General features: G+C 68.0%; 23 protein-coding genes. 3 read left to right on the top strand and 20 right to left on the bottom strand.

All coding sequences use genetic code 11. The features are described 5' to 3' along the window. Nucleotides 1-1,197: a hypothetical protein gene (locus tag IPP98_13895; GenBank protein MBL0180191.1), complete on the top strand. Its 1,197-nt coding sequence runs from the start codon at nt 1-3 to the stop codon at nt 1,195-1,197. After that, on the top strand, nt 1,194-3,242 hold the full coding sequence (locus tag IPP98_13890; protein MBL0180190.1) for a hypothetical protein: 2,049 nt from the start codon (nt 1,194-1,196) through the stop codon (nt 3,240-3,242). Before IPP98_13895 ends, IPP98_13890 begins: the two co-directional genes overlap by 4 nt. Before the next feature lie 109 nt (nt 3,243-3,351). Here the strand turns inward: IPP98_13890 and IPP98_13885 are convergent, their stop codons facing one another. The 3 genes from IPP98_13885 to trpS all read right to left on the bottom strand — a co-directional run bounded on the left by IPP98_13885 (nt 3,352) and on the right by trpS (nt 6,722). Next, nucleotides 3,352-4,632, bottom strand: a complete 1,281-nt coding sequence (locus IPP98_13885) for an adenylosuccinate synthase (GenBank protein ID MBL0180189.1) — start codon at nt 4,630-4,632, stop codon at nt 3,352-3,354. 63 nt (nt 4,633-4,695) lie between these two features. Further along, nucleotides 4,696-5,733: a Flp pilus assembly complex ATPase component TadA gene (tadA, locus tag IPP98_13880; GenBank protein ID MBL0180188.1), complete on the bottom strand. Its 1,038-nt coding sequence runs from the start codon at nt 5,731-5,733 to the stop codon at nt 4,696-4,698. Then, nucleotides 5,730-6,722, bottom strand: coding sequence for a tryptophan--tRNA ligase (gene trpS / locus IPP98_13875; protein MBL0180187.1), 993 nt, complete (start codon nt 6,720-6,722; stop codon nt 5,730-5,732). Before trpS ends, tadA begins: the two co-directional genes overlap by 4 nt. Nucleotides 6,723-6,758: 36 nt before the next feature. Between trpS and IPP98_13870 the strand changes: the two genes are divergently transcribed. After that, a complete protein-coding gene (locus IPP98_13870; protein ID MBL0180186.1) occupies nt 6,759-7,547 on the top strand; it encodes an inositol monophosphatase in 789 nt (262 codons plus the stop codon). A 105-nt stretch (nt 7,548-7,652) separates the two neighbouring features. On the opposite strand, the gene map is transcribed toward IPP98_13870, so the two are convergent. From map to rplV, 17 genes are all read right to left on the bottom strand, one after another. Continuing rightward, nucleotides 7,653-8,408 carry a type I methionyl aminopeptidase gene (gene map, locus IPP98_13865; protein ID MBL0180185.1) on the bottom strand — a complete coding sequence of 252 codons (756 nt, stop codon included), beginning with the start codon at nt 8,406-8,408 and terminating at the stop codon, nt 7,653-7,655. Further along, the gene (locus IPP98_13860; GenBank protein MBL0180184.1) at nt 8,405-8,971 is read right to left on the bottom strand and encodes an adenylate kinase; all 567 of its coding nucleotides are present in this window, start codon (nt 8,969-8,971) and stop codon (nt 8,405-8,407) included. Before IPP98_13860 ends, map begins: the two co-directional genes overlap by 4 nt. Before the next feature lie 116 nt (nt 8,972-9,087). Then, on the bottom strand, nt 9,088-10,407 hold the full coding sequence (gene secY, locus IPP98_13855; GenBank protein ID MBL0180183.1) for a preprotein translocase subunit SecY: 1,320 nt from the start codon (nt 10,405-10,407) through the stop codon (nt 9,088-9,090). After that, entirely contained in the window at nt 10,407-10,841 is a 435-nt protein-coding gene (rplO, locus tag IPP98_13850) for a 50S ribosomal protein L15 (protein ID MBL0180182.1), read from the bottom strand. Before rplO ends, secY begins: the two co-directional genes overlap by 1 nt. 32 nt (nt 10,842-10,873) lie before the next feature. After that, complete coding sequence (gene rpmD / locus IPP98_13845; GenBank protein MBL0180181.1) at nt 10,874-11,134, bottom strand: 50S ribosomal protein L30; 261 nt, start codon at nt 11,132-11,134, stop codon at nt 10,874-10,876. A 3-nt stretch (nt 11,135-11,137) separates the two neighbouring features. Then, nucleotides 11,138-11,773, bottom strand: coding sequence for a 30S ribosomal protein S5 (gene rpsE / locus IPP98_13840; protein ID MBL0180180.1), 636 nt, complete (start codon nt 11,771-11,773; stop codon nt 11,138-11,140). An 86-nt stretch (nt 11,774-11,859) separates the two neighbouring features. After that, the gene (gene rplR / locus IPP98_13835) at nt 11,860-12,231 is read right to left on the bottom strand and encodes a 50S ribosomal protein L18 (GenBank protein MBL0180179.1); all 372 of its coding nucleotides are present in this window, start codon (nt 12,229-12,231) and stop codon (nt 11,860-11,862) included. Next, entirely contained in the window at nt 12,231-12,770 is a 540-nt protein-coding gene (gene rplF / locus IPP98_13830) for a 50S ribosomal protein L6 (GenBank protein MBL0180178.1), read from the bottom strand. The genes rplR and rplF overlap by 1 nt, the downstream gene beginning before the upstream one ends. Before the next feature lie 9 nt (nt 12,771-12,779). Beyond that, nucleotides 12,780-13,175 carry a 30S ribosomal protein S8 gene (gene rpsH, locus IPP98_13825; GenBank protein ID MBL0180177.1) on the bottom strand — a complete coding sequence of 132 codons (396 nt, stop codon included), beginning with the start codon at nt 13,173-13,175 and terminating at the stop codon, nt 12,780-12,782. Nucleotides 13,176-13,222: 47 nt separating this feature from the next. Further along, nucleotides 13,223-13,960, bottom strand: a complete 738-nt coding sequence (rplE, locus tag IPP98_13820; GenBank protein MBL0180176.1) for a 50S ribosomal protein L5 — start codon at nt 13,958-13,960, stop codon at nt 13,223-13,225. Then, complete coding sequence (gene rplX, locus IPP98_13815) at nt 13,960-14,277, bottom strand: 50S ribosomal protein L24 (protein MBL0180175.1); 318 nt, start codon at nt 14,275-14,277, stop codon at nt 13,960-13,962. Before rplX ends, rplE begins: the two co-directional genes overlap by 1 nt. Before the next feature lie 64 nt (nt 14,278-14,341). Further along, nucleotides 14,342-14,710 (bottom strand): 50S ribosomal protein L14, encoded by a 369-nt coding sequence (gene rplN, locus IPP98_13810; protein MBL0180174.1) that lies wholly within the window; start codon nt 14,708-14,710, stop codon nt 14,342-14,344. Between the two features lie 17 nt (nt 14,711-14,727). Beyond that, nucleotides 14,728-15,000 (bottom strand): 30S ribosomal protein S17, encoded by a 273-nt coding sequence (rpsQ, locus tag IPP98_13805; protein ID MBL0180173.1) that lies wholly within the window; start codon nt 14,998-15,000, stop codon nt 14,728-14,730. Nucleotides 15,001-15,010: 10 nt separating this feature from the next. Further along, a complete protein-coding gene (rpmC, locus tag IPP98_13800) occupies nt 15,011-15,208 on the bottom strand; it encodes a 50S ribosomal protein L29 (GenBank protein MBL0180172.1) in 198 nt (65 codons plus the stop codon). A gap of 3 nt (nt 15,209-15,211) precedes the next feature. Continuing rightward, nucleotides 15,212-15,625: a 50S ribosomal protein L16 gene (gene rplP / locus IPP98_13795; GenBank protein ID MBL0180171.1), complete on the bottom strand. Its 414-nt coding sequence runs from the start codon at nt 15,623-15,625 to the stop codon at nt 15,212-15,214. A gap of 4 nt (nt 15,626-15,629) precedes the next feature. Next, nucleotides 15,630-16,310 (bottom strand): 30S ribosomal protein S3, encoded by a 681-nt coding sequence (gene rpsC, locus IPP98_13790; GenBank protein MBL0180170.1) that lies wholly within the window; start codon nt 16,308-16,310, stop codon nt 15,630-15,632. Beyond that, nucleotides 16,310-16,666 (bottom strand): 50S ribosomal protein L22, encoded by a 357-nt coding sequence (rplV, locus tag IPP98_13785; protein ID MBL0180169.1) that lies wholly within the window; start codon nt 16,664-16,666, stop codon nt 16,310-16,312. Before rplV ends, rpsC begins: the two co-directional genes overlap by 1 nt.

The following is a 16,666-nucleotide window of genomic DNA, read 5'->3' as shown; positions in this document are numbered from 1 at the left end:
ATGACCCACCCGACGCCCCCCATGCTGCGCCGAGCCGGCTTCTCGCTGATGGAGCTGCTGCTCGCGGTCACCGTGCTGACCTTCGTCACGGGGGCCACCTATGCGCTGTTCCGGTCGCAGAGCCAGAACTTCAAGAACAACACGGCCCGCTACGACCTGATCGAAAACGCTCGCGGCGCCATCGAGGCGGCCGAACGGATCATTCGGACGATGGGCGCCGGCACTCCCAACAACCAGCCCGTGCTGGTCTATGGCGCCAACGGCGTGCTGGCCTTCAACACCGACTATGTCGAGCACGACACCGTCGACATGCGCTGGGCCACCTATTTCAACATCGACACCCCGGTCGAAGAGACCACGGCGTGGACCCAGGCCGCACAGGCCGCCATTCCGAACTCTTCCCCGTCGTACACCTATCCGCCGGAGACCTACCAGCTTGGCAACGGCTCCCCGTCGGCCGCGGAGACGTACATCCTCTACTTCTCCCTGGATGCAGGCACCACGCGCAGCGACGACTATGTGCTGTGGCAACGCGTCAATGCCGGGACGCCGGAGATGGTCGCGCGCAACATTCTGGCGCACCCGAACGGCAGGCCGTTCTTCGAGTACCTGATGCAGCGGCAACTTACGACCGGGGACACGCTTCAGATCGCGCCGGCCGGCGTGCTTCCCTTGATCCGTCGCCCGCTCGTCGCCGGGATCTCGGCCACCGACTCGGCGAACTATGTCCGGCCCGACTCGATCCGCGCCGTGCGGCTGCACTTCCGACTGACGAATGGCGAGAGCGGAACGGCCGAACGGTTCCGCGACATCTCGACGACGATCGAAGTGCCGAACAACGGCATCCCGCTCCCGACGGTGTGCGGGCGTGTCCCCCTCGAGCCTGGGACGCTCACGGCCACGGAGCCGAATCCCGGCGACGGGGTGATCCGAATCGCGTGGACGGCGTCACCGGACCAGGAGTCCGGCGAGCAGGACGTCACCCAGTACATCATCTGGCGACGACTCTCGTCGGCCAGCGTCTGGGCCGAGCCGTTGCTCGTCGTCCGGTCCGAGGCCGGCCAGACGAGTTACACGACCGACATCACCGGTCACGCCTTCTCGACCGGCTACACCTTCGGCATCGCCGCCCAGGACTGCACGCCGTCGCAGTCCACGATCCGGACCACCGCCATCACCACGAGCGCCGCGCCATGACCAGCCTGTTGCCTCGCCACCGCGCGTCGCGCCACAATCGGCGCGGCGCCGCCCTGATTCTCACGCTGCTGATCTCGATCGCCATTTCGGCGATGGCCCTCGGCGCGATCCTGATGAGCGGGGCCGCCCAGGAAACCACCAAGTTCACGGCGCGGGAAGCCGCACTGCAATCGGCGGCGAACGGCGGACTCGAAATCATCCGCGACTCGCTCAACCGCGGCATCTTCGACTCGCTGCTGCCGTTCAACGGCTACACCACCATGGCTTCCAATGCGCCCGTGCTCGACGCGCTCGGCGGCACGGTCCCACGGATTTCGCGCTCGCTCTATGTCGGGCGTACGGGTGGACGTACCGGCGGCTCGGCCACGGCCGGACAGTATGGCAGCAACTTCGCCAGCGCGCTCTCGGTGATTCGTGACCCGCGCGGCGCCGTCGCGGCCCGGCGGCTGCTGCTGACCCAGGAGTCCTGGGCCAAGTTCGCCGTGGCCGTGAACAACTGGGCCGGCTCGGCGGCCTACGGCTGCAGCGAGTCGATCACCGGCCCGTTCCATTCCAACAACGCCCTCAAGTTGCAGTCGGGGTGCACCTCGCCGAAGACGGTGTTCGCCGGTCCGGTGACAGTCGTCGGTTCGGTGACGAACCAGAGCTCGGGCGACTATCGCAAGGGCATCAAGGTCGGCGCGACGGCCGTGCCATGGCCGACCCCGGCGCGCATCAACCTGATGCGACAGTATGCGCAGGATGCCGACGCGGCCAATGGCGACTACGACCTGACCGCGCCGACCACCGGCTCCCACACGCCGGGGATGCGGATCGAGTTCCTCACCGTCGACGTGAACGGCAACGGCACGATCGAGTGGAACGAGGGCTTCATGCGGGTCTGGGTTGCGAAAAACACCTCGGACTCGGTGTTGGCCTACACCACCGCCCGCCGGTGGCCGCGCGTGCCATCGGGTACGACGTACAACAACGATCCGAACATGTATTCGTTGAACTGTGGTGCCGTCGTGAACCTGAACGGCAACCAGGAGTTCTATTCGGCCAAGAGCGTCTACGAGAATGTCACCGGCTCGGCCTCGGTGAAGCGCGCCGCGGTGCAATACGTCCTCTCCGGCGGCACGCAGGGGACCCGCCCGTCCTCCATCGCCGCCTCGCCATCGCCCGCCGGCACTCGCAAGTGCCTGCTGGGTGGCGCGCCCGAGCTTTTCTCCACGACAGGCTCCGGCGTGATCACGCCGGACTCGACCATCACCGACGCGGCCTCGTATCCGATGGGCTTCTGGAAGAAGCGCCGGGCCGGTGCAATGGCCGGCCTCGGCGCGGTTCGCTCCGATGCGGCGTACCTCATTCCCCTCGGCGCGAACGTCAACTTCAAGGGCGTGGTCTTCGTGCAGGGCGACGTCGCCGTCAGTGGCAAGCTCCGCGGCCGCGTCTCGGTCTTCGCCACCGGCAACATCATCCTCGCCGACGACGTCCTGTATCACAACGCGCCGGGCACCAAGTGTGACGCGGAAGGCGACATCATGGGAAGCATCGCGACCCTCGATGCGATCATCGCCGACAACAACGTGCAGACGCCGTTCCGCGTCGCGGCCCGCATGTTCGGAGGCTTCGACGACACGCCGGCCGACGAACAGTTCAACATGTTCATTCTCGCGGCGGGCAGCGGGAGCGGGACGACCGGCAACTTCTATTCGACCGGCTTGAATGGTGTGCCGGGACCCTCCGCGCCGTACTACCTCACCGGCACGTTCGACGCGACGGCCACCGCCGAGCGGTGTGGCGGCGCACCGGCCGGGTGCGTGCGGGTCAGCGGCGGCATCGCGATGGGTCGCGTCGACTATTACACCTACAGTGCCTACAACAGCTCGACCGCCTACGGCTACGCCGAGGCGCATGCATACGATCCCTGCGGCGCGATCAACCCGCCGCCCTACTTCCCGACCACCGGTCGCTTCATCGAGTCGCGGTACTACGAACTCGACCCGGTCTGGCTCGCGCAGAAGGGATTGGCGGCCTACTTCGCGGATTTGCGGGCGCAATGAAAGGTCATAGGTCGTAAGTCGTAGCTGACCGAAGGCCGGCGTCCCAGGAGGACGCCGGCCTTCACGTTGTGCGACCTACGACCTATGACTTACGACCTACGACTCCCGCCTAGCACTCGATGATCTGATCCCGCCGCGTCCCCACACTCACATACCGGATCGGTGCGCCGGAGAGATCCTGCAGCCGGTCGAGGTAGGCCCGTGCGGCCGGAGGCAGGTCGGCCAGCTTGCGCGCGCCGTCGGTGGGCTGCTGCCACCCCGGGAGAGTCTCGTAGACCGGCTCGACGCGCCCGAGTCGTTCAACATCGCTCGGCACCTCACTGCAGACGTCGCCGTCGAGGCGATAGGCCGTGCAGACCGGAATCTCGGCGAAGGAGTCGAGGACGTCGAGCTTGGTGACCGCGAGCCCGGTCAGGCCATTGACCCGGACCGAGTAGCGGACGACCGTCGCGTCGAACCATCCGCAGCGACGTGGCCGGCCGGTGGTGGCGCCGAACTCCCCCCCAAGGGTGCGCAGCCGCTCCTCGAGGTCCCCGCCCGCTTCGGTCGGAAGCGGGCCATTGCCGACGCGCGTCGTGTAGGCCTTCACCACGCCGAGGACACCGTCGATTTCGGTCGGACCGATGCCGGCGCCGATCGCGGCGCCACCGGCCGTGGTGTTCGAGGAGGTGACGAACGGGTAGGTGCCGTGGTCCACGTCGAGCAGGGCCCCCTGTGCGCCCTCAAGAAGGACCCGCTGGCCGTCGCGGAGCGCCTGGTGGACCAGCAGTCCCGTGTCCGTGGCCAGGGGCCGCAGGCGGGCGCCCAGGCGCGCCATCAGGGCGAGATGTTCGTCCAGATCGGCGCGCATCGTCGATCCCATCATGGCGAGCAGCGCATTGGCGCGCTCGATCCGCTCCGCCACCATTTCCCGCGACACGGTGGCGCGGATCAGGTCGGCCACACGGACCCCGCGGCGGCCGATCTTGTCCTCGTAGGTCGGGCCGATGCCCCGCCCCGTGGTCCCGATCTGCTGCTGCTTCTCGCTTGCCGCGTCCAGCAGCTTGTGGTACGGCAGGACGACGTGGGCGCGGTCGGAGATGAAGAGTCGCCCGCCGACGTCGATCCCCTGCGTCGCCAACTCATCGAGTTCGGCAAAGAAGGTCTCGGGGTCGAGGACCACGCCGTTGCCCACGACGCACTTCGCCCCGGCGTGGAGGATCCCCGAGGGAATCTGGTGCAGGACGAACTGTCGATCGCCGACCACCACCGTGTGGCCGGCATTGGCCCCGCCCTGGTAGCGGACGACGACGTTCGCCTGCTCCGCGAGGACGTCGACGAGCTTCCCCTTCCCTTCGTCGCCCCACTGGGCGCCGACCACCACGATGCAGCTGTGCTTCCGGTCGAACATGGCTCACCCTTCCGGCACAAGAAAACGGCCCCTCGCGAGGCCGTTGAACGACTTCCCCGAAAGCTAGTGCGTTCGGGGCCGGGGGGTCAATTCAGCGGGAAGGCCCGCCTCGGCCATTGCCCTCGCGAAGGTCTCCCCCTTCCCCTCCTTCGTGGCCCGGTCGAGCGCCTTCTGGAGGGCAGCCGCCTCGCCCCCGCCGGCCAGTGCGTCCCGGAGGGCCGGAATCGGCTCCATCCACTCGAGGATCGGCAGCCGCCCCTCGCCCTCCGGATTGGCGACCAGGCGCTGGGCCACGACGGCACGCAGCACGCCCGCCAGCCGCATCCGCCCGACGTCGCGTTCCCCGGCGGGCAACGTCGCCACCAGCTGCATGAGCGCCGAGGTGGCGTCGCTTGCGCTGACCGCCGCCAGCACCAGGCAGCCGGACTCCGCCGCACGAATGGCCCGATCCACGGCGAGCGAGTCGCGGAGATCACCGATGACGATCACATCGGCGTCCTGCCGCAGCGCGGCGTGAATGCCGCCCGCCACATCCGCCGTGTCGGTGCCGATCTCGCGCTGGGTGATCGAGCTGGCAAGATCACGGTGGAGGAACTCGATCGGATCCTCGAGCGTCACGACGTGCCGCTCCCGTGAACGGTTGATGTGATGCACCATCGCGGCAATGGTCGAGGTCTTCCCCGAGCCACTCGGGCCCGCCACGATGACCAGTCCGTCCTCCGCCTCGGCAAAGCGCGCGACGAACTCGGGCAGCCCCAGCCCCTCGGGCGTGGGCACCGAGAACTGGATCACGCGCAGCACCACCATGAACGACGACCGCTGGCGGGAGACGTTGACGCGGAAGCGGCCGATCCCCGGGACGCCCCACGAACAGTCGAAGTCCCGAAGCGTGTCGAGGCGAGGGTCGTCGAGCTCGATGCCGGCGAAGGTCGCGGCCAGCGCGCGCGTCTGCGCCGGTGTCAGGCGCTGCTTCGTCAACGGCACCAGCACGCCGCCGACCCGTGCCCGGAAGACGTCCCCGGCCTTGGCATGGACGTCGGAGGCATCGCGCAGCACCGCGGCCTTGAGGACACGCGCCAGCATCGGCGAAGTGGTGGTCATGCTCCCTCCACGAGAAAGCCCATCCGATCGTTTACGTCCGTCATCGTCTCGGTCGCCAGGCGACGCGCCGTGGTGGCGCCATCACCGAGCACCTGGCGCACCACCTCGGGCCGCGCACGCAGCTCGAGCGAGCGGTCGCGCAGCGGCGCCAGCCGTTCCGACAGATTCGCGGCCAGCACCTTCTTGCAGTCGATGCAGCCCCACCCCGCCGTCCGGCAATTGACCGCCACCTCGGCCACCGTCGCCTCGGGCGAGAAGTGCCGATGCAGCGCGTAGATGTTGCAGATCTCCGGCGTGCCCGGGTCGGTGCGCAGCTTGCGCGCCGGATCGGTCATCGCGGGCCGCAGCTTCTGCCAGATCGACTCGGGCGACTCGGTCACCCCGATGGTGTTGCCCAGCGACTTCGACATCTTGGCTTGGCCGTCGAGACCGATGATCCGCTTCGCCGGCGAGAGGATCGGCTTCGGCTCCGGGAAGAACGGCGCCTCCTTCGCGAAGGTGGCATTCCAGCGACGCGCCAGCTCCCGCGCGAGTTCGAGGTGCTGCACCTGGTCGTCCCCGACCGGGACCGACTCCGCCCGGTAGAGGAGGATGTCGGCCGCCATGAGGACCGGATAGGTGAGCAAGCCAGTCGGCACCGATTCGAACCGCTGCGACTTATCCTTGTACTGGGTCATGCGCTCGAGTTCGCCGAGCGGCGCGATCGTGGCCAGCAACCAGGCAAGCGTGGCGTGTTGCGGCACGTGACTTTGCACGAAGAGCACGGCGCGCGACGGGTCGACGCCCGCGGCCAGCAGCGAGATCGCCATCTCCCGCGTGCGATCCGCCAGCGTCGCGACCTCGTAGCTGCCGGTGATCGCATGCTGATCGACCACGCAGTAGAGACAGTCGTTGCCATCCTGGAGGGCGACGTAGTTCTGGATCGCCCCGAGCCAGTTGCCAATGTGCATTTCACCGGAGGGCTGGATGCCCGAGAAGATGCGTGCCATGGCGGCAAGCTACCGCCAGCGCGAAGGGGCGGCAACATGAGCCGCGAGGCCGCCGCCTTGGCGCGGCTGGCGGAGCGGGCCGCCGCCCGGGCCGCCGCCTTCCTCCTGACCGCCCGCCGCCCGGACCCTGCCGCGTGGACCGCCAAGGGCCATCACGACTACGTGACCGCGATCGATCAGGGGGCGGAGGAGCGGATCCGCGAGACTCTGCTCGGGGCCGAGCCCTCCAGTCGGGTGCTGGGGGAGGAGATGTCGCCCGACGCGGTGGCGATGGACGGCCTCGTCTGGGTGGTCGATCCGCTCGACGGCACCACCAACTTTCTCCATGGCCACCCGATGTGGTGCGTCTCGATCGGGGCGGCGATCGACGGCGAACTGGTGGCCGGGACGGTCTTCCACGCAACGGCCCATCGACGCTACACGGCGTGGCGGGGCGGCGGGGCATGGGCTGGCGGTGACCGGATGCAGGTCTCCCCGATCGAGTTGCCCGCCCAGGCGCTCATCGGGACCGGTTTCCCCTTCAAGCACCCCGACCTGATTCCGACCTACCTTCCCCAGATGGCCGCCGTCCTCGCCGCCACGGCCGGCGTCCGTCGCGGCGGGTCCGCGGCGCTCGACCTGGTCGACGTGGCGCTGGGACGCTTCGAGGGGTTCTGGGAACTGATGCTGGCCCCATGGGACATGGCGGCGGGGATCGTGCTGGTGCGCGAGGCGGGGGGGGTGGTGACCGACTTCAACGGCCGGGACATCGGCGTGGAGCACAGCGGGGTGGTGGCGGGGAGTGCGGCGATGGCGGGGTGGCTGCGGGAAGTCGTAGGTCGTTAGTCGTTGGGCGTTAGTCGTTACGGGCTGCAGGTCCTTCGACTTCATCCGCTGCGCGGACTTCGCTCGGGATGACACCTCGAATGACTAACGACTAACGACCAACGACTAACTCCCATCGGTCAAGATCCTCGGCCCACTCTCCAGAATCGCCACCGTGTGCTCGAAATGCGCGGCGAGCGAACCGTCGGCGGTGACCACGGTCCACTTGTCCTTCAGCGTCTTGGTCGCGGGCTTGCCCATCGTGATCATCGGCTCGATCGCGAGCGTCATCCCGGCCCGCAGTGCGGCGCCGCGCCCCGGCTTGCCGAAGTTGGGGACTTGCGGCTCTTCGTGGAAGCGGGTGCCGATGCCGTGGCCCACGAGCTCGCGCACCACGCCATAGCCCGCCGCCTCCGCCACGGTCTGCACCGCGTGGCCGATGTCACCGACCTGGTGCCCGACCGTGCACGCGGCGATCCCTGCGACGAGCGACTGCTGCGTCACGTCGAGCAACCGCTGCGCCTCCGCGGTGATCGCGCCCACGGGAATGGTCGTGGCCGAATCCGCGTGCAGACCCTCGATGCAGACCCCGCAGTCCACGGAGACGATCGACCCCTCGGCGAGGATGCGCCGTGGCGACGGGATGCCGTGGACGATCTCCTCGTCGATCGAGATGCAGAGCGTCTTCGGGAAGCCGTAGAGTCCCTTGAACGAGGGAAGCGCGCCGGGATGCGAGCGGATGAATCGCTCGGCTTCCGCGTCGAGGTCCTCGGTCGACATCCCGGGCCGGACGATCTCCCGCATGCGCTGCAGGGTCGCGTGCAGGATGCGCCCGGCGCGGGCCATGGTCTCGAGCTCCCGCGCCGACTTGATGGTGATCACGCCGTCGACACCGCCGCGCGCACGCGCGCCGCGACCTCATCGACGCTCCCCACCGCGTCGATGGTCGTCACGCCGCAATGCGCCTCGTACCACGCGAGCACCGGTGCCGTCTGCCGGCGATAGGCCTCGAGGCGCGTGGCGACGGCCGCCGGATCGTCGTCGGCGCGACCCTCGATTTCGCGACGCTTCACCAGCCGCCCGAGGATCACCTCATCGGCAATCTCGAAGAAGAGCACGTGGGTCATCTTCCGTTTCGCGTCGGAGAGCAGGGCGGCCATTCCTTCGGCCTGCGGGATGGTGCGCACGACGCCGTCGAAGATGACGCCCTGCGCGGCCTCCGGCTTGGCCAGCTCGGCACGGATCACCCCGAGGATCAGGTCATCTCCCACCAGGTGACCGGCCTCCATGAGGGCGCGCGCCTGCAACCCGAGCGGCGTGCCGCGCTTCACCGCGTCGCGCAGGAGGTCACCGGTGGCGAACTTCGGCAGGCCGAGGGACTCGGCGAGGATGGCGCCCTGGGTGCCCTTGCCGGCGCCCGGCGGGCCAAGAAGCAGGATGTCCACGTGGGAGCTCCGTGCGTACAAGTGAGTCAGGGGGTGAACGGTAAACGGTGAACGGGTCGGAAGGCCATCCCGTTCACCGTTCACCGTTCACGATCTAGCTGTCCGATCGGTCCAGCCTACATCCCGAAGCGGCTCGACCGGCCGCGGTACTTGATGCGACCCGACTTCATGAACCCGTCGTACTTGCGCAGCGTGCGGTGCTGCTCGATCTGGGCGATCGTGTCGAGCATGACGCCGACCACGATCAGGATCGAGGTGCCACCGAGCGAGAACTGCGACACGCCCAGTGCCCCGGCCACGATGATCGGCACGATGGCGATGAAGGCGAGGAAGAGCGACCCCGGGAGCGTGATCCGGCCAAGGACGCCGTCGATGTAGTCGGCGGTCGCGGAGCCCGGCTTGACGCCCGGAATGAAGGCGCCCTGCTTCTTCAGGTTCTCGGCCAGCTCGACCGAGTTGAAGATGATCGAGGTGTAGAAGTACGAGAACACCACGATCAGCAACGCGAAGATGAGCGAGTACGCCGCGGTGCCGGGGGCCAGGAAGTTCGCGAACTCGGTCATCATCTCCGAGCTCGAGAAGCGCGCGGCCGTGGTCGGCACCAGGATGACCGTCTGGGCGAAGATGATCGGCATCACGCCGGCGGTGATCAGCCGGATCGGGATGAAGGTCTTCTGGCCTTCGCGGATGCGGCCGCGGCCCATCACCTTGCGCGGGATCTGGATCGGGATCTTCCGCGACGCCAGCGTCATCGCGACCACGCCCGCCACCATGGCGATCAGCACGACGAGGAAGGTCGACGCGCCGAGGAACGAGACCACGCCGTCCTTCACGAAGCCGACGAGCTGCAGCAGCGAGGGCCAGAGGCGCTCGAGGATCGAGACCGCGATGAGCAGGCTCATCCCGTTCCCGATGCCGCGCTCGGTGATCTGCTCGCCGAGCCACATCACGAAGATCGCGCCGGTGGTCAGCGTCGCCACCATCACGAAGCGCGACAGCATCCCGATCTCGGGCACGGCGCCCGGGATCGACTCGACGAAGAGCGTGAAGGTGTAGGCCTGCGCCAGGGCGATCGCGACCGTGAGGTAGCGGGTCCACTGGGTGATCTGCTTCCGGCCTTCTTCGTCCTTCTGCATCTTGCTGAGGGTCGGCACGACGCCGGCACCCAACTGGAAGACGATGGACGCGGAGATGTACGGCATGATGCCGAGGGCGAAGATGGCCGCCTTCTGCAGGTTGCCGCCCAGGGCGTCATACAACTGGAAGAGTCCGGCCGAGGCCGAACTCTGGATCGCGGTCGAGAGGGCCACGACATCGACCATCGGCGCCGCGATGTGGGCGCCGACACGGTAGATCAACACGGCCATCAGGACGAACTGGAGCTTCTTGCTCAGTTCGTCGTCGATGTTGAGGCCCGGCGTGGTGGGCGCAGTCATCAGTCCTCGACCCGGCCGCCTGCCGCCTCGACCTTCACCTTCGCCGCCGCGGACACGGGCATGCCGCGAACGGTGACGGCGCGAGTGATCTCGCCGTGGCCGAGCAGCTTCACCGGCTCATCGACGTTCTTGAGAATGCCGGCGGCGAACAGCGTCGCGGGCGAGATCTCGCCGTCGGTGACCTTCGCCAGATGGCGGAGGTTGACGGCGAGGAAGGTCACCTTGAACGGGTTCGTGAAGCCGCGCTTCGGGAGGCGGCGGTACATCGGCATCTGGCCGCCTTCGAAGCCCGGGTTCGTGGCGCCGCCGGAGCGAGCCTTGGAACCCTTGTGGCCCTTGCCGGAGGTCTTGCCGGTGCCCGAGCCCGGACCCCGCCCGATCCGCTTCCGGTTCCGGTGCGAGCCCGGGGCCGGACGCAGGTTCGACAGCGTGATCTGCTCGACGCCCTTGGTCTTGTCTGCCATGCTTACTTGCTCCCGGCCGGCGACACCTCGACGAGGTGGCGCACCTTGAACAGCATCCCGCGCATCGTCGCGGTATTGTCGACTTCGATCACGGCCTGGTGGTGGCGCAGCCCGATCGACTTGAGCGTCCGATTCATCGTCTCGGCGTGGCCGATGCCCGACCGGATCTGCTTGACCCGGAGGCGCGTCGCCTCAGCCTCGCTGGGGATGACGGCGGCGTGATGCGCCGGTCCCTGGCGACCAACTACTGGATTCCGTCCCATGACTCAGGCCTCCTGACGGGCGCGATAGCCGATCTGGTCCACTTCGACGCCGCGCTCGCGCGCGATCTGCGCGACCGACACGAGTGACTGCAGGCCCTGCAGCGTGGCCCGCACCATGTTGTGCGGATTGTTCGACCCGAGGCTCTTGGTGAGGATGTCGGTGATGCCGGCACACTCGAGCACCATGCGGACCGGACCACCGGCGATGACGCCGGTACCGCTCGCCGCCGGCCGCAGCAGGACGCGACCCGCGCCGTGCTCGCCGATGATCTCGTGCGGGATCGTGGTGCCGGTGCGGGGGATGACGACCATCGCCCGCTTGGCCGCCTCGACGGCCTTGCGCACGGCCTCGGACACTTCATTCGCCTTGCCCGTCGCGATGCCGATCTTCCCCTTCCCGTCGCCAATTGCCACGAGGGCATTGAACGAGAAGCGGCGACCGCCCTTCACGACCTTGGCGACGCGATTGATCGACACGACGTTCTCGACGAATTCCTTCTCCGCCTCGTTGCGGTCGTCACGACGCGGCCCACCGCGCCCGCCGCCGCCCGGACCACGGCCGCCGCCACCCTGCCCGCCCCCGCGACCGGGGCCGCGCCCACGGTTGCCGTGCGTGCCGGTGCCGCCACCGCCGCCCATGCCACCCTGCTGCCCGCCGCTGTTGTTGCTCGGCCGCGGGGCTTCGGGGGCGCTCGCCGTTTCCGGCGCCTTCGTCTCGTCGCTCATTAGAACTCCAATCCGCCCTCGCGGGCGCCCTCGGCCACGGCCTTCACACGGCCGTGATACTGGTAGCCAGCCCGGTCGAACACCACCTTGGTGATCCCGGCGGCCTTCGCCTTCTCGGCCAGCAACTGGCCGACGGCGGCAGCCTTCGCAGTCTTCCCTTCACCCTTGAGGGCGATGCCCTCGGAGGTATCCGAGACGCCGAGCAGGGCCACGCCAAGGTCGTCGTTGACGAGCTGCGCGTAGATGTGCTTCAGCGAACGGTACACCACGAGGCGCGGACGCTCGGCGGTGCCGGCCACCCGAAGGCGGACGCGGAGGTGACGACGATAGCGGCGGTCTTCCCGGCGCTTCGGTGAATGAATGGCCCGCATTACTTGGCTCCCGTCTTGCCCGCCTTGCGGCGGACCTGCTCACCCTGGTAACGAATGCCCTTCCCCTTGTACGGCTCGGGGGGGCGCACGCTGCGAATCTCGGCGGCCACCTGGCCGACCAGTTCCTTGTTGATCCCCTCGACCTTGAGCAGCGTCGGGGTCTCGCAGATCAGCTTGATCCCGTCCGGCGCCTTGATGGGCACCTGGTGGGAGAGGCCGACGACGAGGTTGACGCCATAGGGCTTCGATTCGGCCTTGTAGCCGACGCCCTGCAGCTCGAGCGCCTTCACGTAGCCCTTCGAGACGCCCTCGACCATGTTGGCCACGAGGGTGCGCGAGAGGCCGTGGAGCGCCTTGTGCCGGGTCGCCTCACTCGGGCGCTCGACCAGGATCTCGCCGCCTTCCATCCGCAGCGTGATGTCCTGGGGCAGGGTGCGGGTGAGCGAGCCCTTCGGGCCCTTCACCGTCACCGTGGTCCCCTCGATGCTCGCCGTGACGCCGGCCGGCAGCGGAATCGCCTTCTTGCCAATGCGTGACATGGCCGCCTCCTACCAGACGACGGCGAGAAGTTCGCCGCCCAGGTTGGCTGTGCGCGCGTCGCGGTCCGTCATCAGCCCCTTCGGGGTCGAGACGATCGCGATGCCGAGCCCGTTCTTCACGCGCGGGAGGTCGCGGCACTTGACGTACCGACGCAGCCCCGGCGAGGAGACGCGCTGCAGCTCGCGAATCACCGGCATTTCGTTGTGGTACTTCAGGTACAGGCGGAGCGTCCCCGCGGGGCCGTCCTCCAGCACCTTGAAGTCCGCGATGTAGTGATTGTCGCGCAACAGGCGCGCGAGCTCGCTCTTGAGCTTCGACGCGGGCATGTCCACGCGCTTGTGCCCCGCCGAGCAGGCGTTGCGGATGCGAGTCAGCATGTCCGCGACTGGATCTGTCATGCTCATGCGTTGCCGTCCCTCTTGGTCCCGTTCGTCATCATCATCGCGCTCCCTCAGGCCACTCGGAGAGACGTCGGCGTCTCCCCGCGGAAGGGCCAGCCAAACTCGCGCAGCAGCGCCATCGCGAGATCATCGCGACCCGCCGTGGTCACCAGCGTGATGTCCATCCCGTGGACATTCTCGACCTTGTCGTAGTCGATCTCCGGGAAGACCATCTGTTCCTTGATCCCGAAGGTGTAGTTGCCGCGACCGTCGAAGCTCTTCGTCGGCAGCCCGCGGAAGTCGCGCATGCGCGGCACCGAGAGCGTGATGAAGCGGTCGAGGAATTCGTACATCCGGGCGCCGCGCAGGGTCACCGCGCAGCCGACCGGCATCCCGGCCCGGAGGCCGAAATTCGCGATCGCCTTCTTCGCCTTGGTCACCACGGCCTTCTGCCCGGTGACCATCGCCAGCTCCTCGACCGCGACGTCGACCAGGCGCGGCGTCTTGGCGCCCTCACCCAGGCCGACGTTGAGCACGATCTTCGTGAGCCGCGGCACGGCGTTCGGGTTGGTGAGGCCGAACTGCTTCACCAGCCGCGCGCGGACGACCTCTTCGTAGTGGAGCTGCATGCGGGGCTTGCCCACGCGCGCCTTGGGGGCGGCGTCGACCGGCAGGGTCGAGACTGCGCCCTTGGCGCCGCCCGAACTCGCCTTCTTGCCGCTCGCCGCGCCGCCACCCTTCGCGCCGCCGCCACCCTTGACCGGCGCCTTCGCGCCGTCCTTGCCGCCCTTCGTCGGAGTCTTCGCCATTACCGGGTCCTCGGAATTGCTGCCCCGGACTTGATGGCGATCCGCTCCACGGTCCCGTCAGCATCCTTCTGCCGCCGGATCCGGGTCGGTGCGCCCGTCGTCGGGTCGATCAGCATCACCTTCGAGTGGTGGAGCGGAGCGGCGAACGTGAAGATGCCCCCCTCCGTCGTCTGGGTCGGGCGGCGGTGCCGCTTCGCCAGGTTCACGCCGTCCACGGTCACGCGGCCGGTCTTCGGGTAGACCCGAAGGACGGTGCCGCGCTTCCCCTTGTCGTCGCCCGAGATCACCTGGATGGTGTCACCCTTGGTGATGTGCATCCGGACCGACACGGGCGCCTTGTGGCGGACGCGCTTCGCCTTCTTGTAGACGAGCTGCTTCATGTCAGAGCACCTCCGGCGCCAGCGAGACGATCTTCATGTAGCGCTTCTCGCGCAGCTCGCGGGCCACCGGCCCGAAGATGCGGGTCGCCTTCGGCTCGCCCTGGTCATTGATGATGACCGCTGCGTTCTCGTCGAAGCGGATGTACGACCCGTCCTTCCGGCGCACTTCCTTCGCGGTCCGCACGATCACGGCCTTCGCCACGTCGCCCTTCTTCACCTGGCCGGTCGGAATGGCGTCCTTGATCGCCACCACCACCCGGTCGCCCAGGGAGGCGTAGCGCCGCCGCGACCCGCCGAGGACCCGGATCACGAGCGCCTTACGGGCCCCCGAGTTGTCCGCGATCTTCAGGATGCTCTCCTGCTGTACCATCGTCTCGTCTCCCCGGCCTAGCGAGCCCGCAGAACCAGCTCAACAGTCCGCCAATGGACCGTCTTCGCCAGCTTGCGCGTCTCCATGATCTTCACCGTGTCGCCCGCCTTGGCGTCATGGTCGTTGCGAACCTTCACCTTCTTGCTGCGGGTGACCTGCTTCCCGTACTTCGGATGCGCCAGGCGGCGCTCCAGCACGACGGTCACCGTCTTCTGCATCTTGTCGCTCGTCACGACGCCCGTACGGATCTTCCGGGCGAGGCGTTCGGCGGCAGTCGTCTTCTCAGTCATCGCCATCTCCTCACGCCTCGCGGCGCTTCTCGCCCAGGATCGTCAACACCCGCGCCACATCGCGTCGGATGGTCCGGAACCGCATCGGATTTTCAATCGTCTCCGTCGCGGCGCGGAAGCGCAGGCGGAAGCGCTCCTCCCGCAGCTCGGCCAATTTTGCCTCGAGCTCCTCGACCGAGAGCGCCCGCAGGTCCACGCTATTCGTCATGCCTCAGATCTCCTCGCGCTTGAGGACGCGGGTCCGGACCGGCAGCTTCGCCTGGGCCAGCGCCAACGCGGCACGAGCCAACTCTTCCGTCACGCCATCCACTTCGAAGAGCACGCGGCCCGGCTTGATCACGGCCACCCACCCTTCCGGATTGCCCTTGCCCTTGCCCATGCGGGTTTCGGCCGGCTTCTTCGTGATCGGCTTGTCCGGGAAGATCCGGATCCACACCTTGCCGCCACGCTTCATCTCACGGGTCATCGCCACGCGGGCCGCCTCGATCTGGCGGTTGGTGATCCACCCCGGCTCGAGCGAGGTGATCGCCCACTCGCCGAACGCCACGGAATTCCCGCGGGTGGCCACGCCCTTCGTGCGCCCCTTGAACGTCTTGCGGAACTTGATCCGCTTCGGTGCCAACATGGTGTCAGGCCCCCGTGCTGTAGGTGCGGCCGCTCATGTCGTCCACGACCTCGCCCTTGAAGATCCAGACCTTGATGCCGATCGCGCCGTAGGTCGTCTTCGCCGTGCCCGTGGCGTAGTCGATGTCGGCGCGCAGCGTGTGGAGTGGCACCCGCCCCTCGCGGTAGCCTTCCGTCCGCGCGATTTCGGCGCCGCCGAGGCGACCCGCCGCCCGCACGCGGATGCCCTGGGCACCCATCCGCATCGCGCTCTGCACCGCGCGCTTGAGCGCCCGGCGGAACGAGATGCGCTGCTCCAGCTGCGCGGCGATGTTGTCGGCGACCAGCTTGGCCGAGAGCTCCGGCCGCTTGATCTCCTCGACGTTCACCGCGACATCCTTGGTGACCTTCAACTGGCGCTCGAGCACCATGGCCAGCTCCTCGCGGAGCTTGTCCACTTCGGCGCCGCGCTTGCCGATCACCACGCCCGGTCGCCCGGTGTGAATCGTGACCGTCACCTTGCCCGGCTTCCGCTCGATGTGCACTTCGGCGATCGCCGCGTGCCCGAGACGGCGCTGGATGTAGTCACGGATCAGGCGGTCCTCGGCCAGCAGCGCCGGCATGTCCTTCGCCGCCGCATACCACCGCGACAGCGGCTGCTTGGTGATCCCGAGCCGGAATCCGACTGGATGCGTCTTCTGACCCATTACTTCGCCCCCTTCGTCGTCACGGCAATCTTGACGTGACTGGTCGGCTTCCGGATCGGCGTCGCCCGGCCCTGTGCCGCGGCGGCGAACCGCTTGAGCGGCGAGCCCATGTCCACCTGCGCATCCGACACGACCAGCAGGTCGACGTCGAACGCCTCGTTGGCCAGGAGGGCCTTCTGCTCCGCATTCGCGACCGCCGACTTCAGCGTCTTCGCGATCTGCTTCGCCGCCAGCTTCTTGTTGAACATGAGGAGCGCGTAGGCCTCATTGACATTCTTGCCACGGATCAGGTCCATCACCAGGCGCATCTTGCGCGGGGACTGCCGAACCGAGCGCTGAATCGCATAGCCATGCAT

It is taken from the genome of Gemmatimonadota bacterium (genome assembly GCA_016720805.1).
GTDB lineage: Bacteria > Gemmatimonadota > Gemmatimonadetes > Gemmatimonadales > GWC2-71-9 > Palsa-1233.
The sequence above is the reverse complement of the archived record's forward strand: the minus strand, read 5'-3'. Positions and strand labels throughout refer to the sequence as shown.

Coding starts and splice junctions, on each gene's coding strand:
- trpS (MBL0180187.1), bottom strand. CDS start 6,722: ATGGCACGCATCTTCTCGGGCATCCAGCCCTCCGGTGAAATGCACATT.
- secY (MBL0180183.1), bottom strand. CDS start 10,407: ATGACTGCGCCCACCACGCCGGGCCTCAACATCGACGACGAACTGAGC.
- IPP98_13870 (MBL0180186.1), top strand. CDS start 6,759: ATGAGCCGCGAGGCCGCCGCCTTGGCGCGGCTGGCGGAGCGGGCCGCC.
- IPP98_13895 (MBL0180191.1), top strand. CDS start 1: ATGACCCACCCGACGCCCCCCATGCTGCGCCGAGCCGGCTTCTCGCTG.
- rpsH (MBL0180177.1), bottom strand. CDS start 13,175: ATGAGCATGACAGATCCAGTCGCGGACATGCTGACTCGCATCCGCAAC.
- rpmC (MBL0180172.1), bottom strand. CDS start 15,208: ATGACGAATAGCGTGGACCTGCGGGCGCTCTCGGTCGAGGAGCTCGAG.
- rplV (MBL0180169.1), bottom strand. CDS start 16,666: ATGCATGGCTATGCGATTCAGCGCTCGGTTCGGCAGTCCCCGCGCAAG.
- rpsE (MBL0180180.1), bottom strand. CDS start 11,773: ATGGGCGGCGGTGGCGGCACCGGCACGCACGGCAACCGTGGGCGCGGC.
- tadA (MBL0180188.1), bottom strand. CDS start 5,733: ATGACCACCACTTCGCCGATGCTGGCGCGTGTCCTCAAGGCCGCGGTG.
- rpsQ (MBL0180173.1), bottom strand. CDS start 15,000: ATGACTGAGAAGACGACTGCCGCCGAACGCCTCGCCCGGAAGATCCGT.
- rplN (MBL0180174.1), bottom strand. CDS start 14,710: ATGGTACAGCAGGAGAGCATCCTGAAGATCGCGGACAACTCGGGGGCC.
- rplE (MBL0180176.1), bottom strand. CDS start 13,960: ATGGCGAAGACTCCGACGAAGGGCGGCAAGGACGGCGCGAAGGCGCCG.
- rpmD (MBL0180181.1), bottom strand. CDS start 11,134: ATGGGACGGAATCCAGTAGTTGGTCGCCAGGGACCGGCGCATCACGCC.
- rpsC (MBL0180170.1), bottom strand. CDS start 16,310: ATGGGTCAGAAGACGCATCCAGTCGGATTCCGGCTCGGGATCACCAAG.
- rplF (MBL0180178.1), bottom strand. CDS start 12,770: ATGTCACGCATTGGCAAGAAGGCGATTCCGCTGCCGGCCGGCGTCACG.
- IPP98_13890 (MBL0180190.1), top strand. CDS start 1,194: ATGACCAGCCTGTTGCCTCGCCACCGCGCGTCGCGCCACAATCGGCGC.
- rplR (MBL0180179.1), bottom strand. CDS start 12,231: ATGCGGGCCATTCATTCACCGAAGCGCCGGGAAGACCGCCGCTATCGT.
- rplP (MBL0180171.1), bottom strand. CDS start 15,625: ATGTTGGCACCGAAGCGGATCAAGTTCCGCAAGACGTTCAAGGGGCGC.
- rplX (MBL0180175.1), bottom strand. CDS start 14,277: ATGCACATCACCAAGGGTGACACCATCCAGGTGATCTCGGGCGACGAC.
- IPP98_13885 (MBL0180189.1), bottom strand. CDS start 4,632: ATGTTCGACCGGAAGCACAGCTGCATCGTGGTGGTCGGCGCCCAGTGG.